The organism is Protofrankia sp. Cas3 (genome assembly GCF_963555955.1).
Classification (GTDB): Bacteria; Actinomycetota; Actinomycetes; order Frankiales; family Frankiaceae; genus Protofrankia.
The window spans coordinates 7,752-8,471 of record NZ_CAUVXP010000212.1 but is presented as its reverse complement, the minus strand read 5'-3'; the positions used below and the strand labels follow the sequence as shown (position 1 = coordinate 8,471).

Genomic DNA, 720 nt, shown 5'->3' with positions numbered 1-720 from the left:
TTCGCTCACCTCCGCCCCGAAACCGGCCCGCAACGGCCGTTCGGGGAATTCGCCCCCGACGAAGTCGCCGCCGAACTCAACCTGTCCTACCACGCCGCCGCCACCCAACTCGCCCTCGCCCACGCCGTCACCCACCGGCTACCCGCAACCCTGGCGGCCCTCGCCGCCGGCATCCTCGATCTCGGCAGGGTCCGGGCGGTCGCCGAGGCCACCGAACCGCTCTGCGACGCCCACGCCGCCGCGGTCGAAGCCACAATCCTGGCCCGGGGCGGGCGGGCCAGCCACGCGGTGTTCCGCCAGGCGCTGCGCCGCGCGGTGCTCGCAGTCGACCCCGACGGTGCCGCACAGCGCCACGAGCTCCAACGCCGAGGGCGTCGGGTCGGCCTCCAGCCGTTGGAGGATGGAATGGCCGAGCTCTCGGCGTTCCTGGCCGCCCCCGACGCCCAGGCCGCCTACCAGCGCATCGACGCGTTGGCCCGCCGCGCCGGCGACGCGCAGGATGTCCGGAGTATGGACGAACGCCGCGCCGACGTCCTCACCGACATTCTGCTGGGCCGCCACCGCGACGACGACCCGATCCGGGTCGAGGTCGGGGTGTTGATTCCGTTGGGCACCCTGGCGGGGCTGGCCGACACCCCCGGCGAACTGGCCGGCTACGGACCGATCCCCGCCGGGCTCGCCCGCAACCTGGCCGACAACGCAACCTGGCGGCGGCTACTC

The 720-nt window shown here is 74.3% G+C and carries 1 protein-coding gene; it reads left to right on the top strand.

Annotated features, from left to right (window positions below):
- On the top strand, nt 1-720 hold a 720-nt coding region (locus U9983_RS25195; RefSeq protein WP_322756394.1), incomplete at both ends, for a DUF222 domain-containing protein.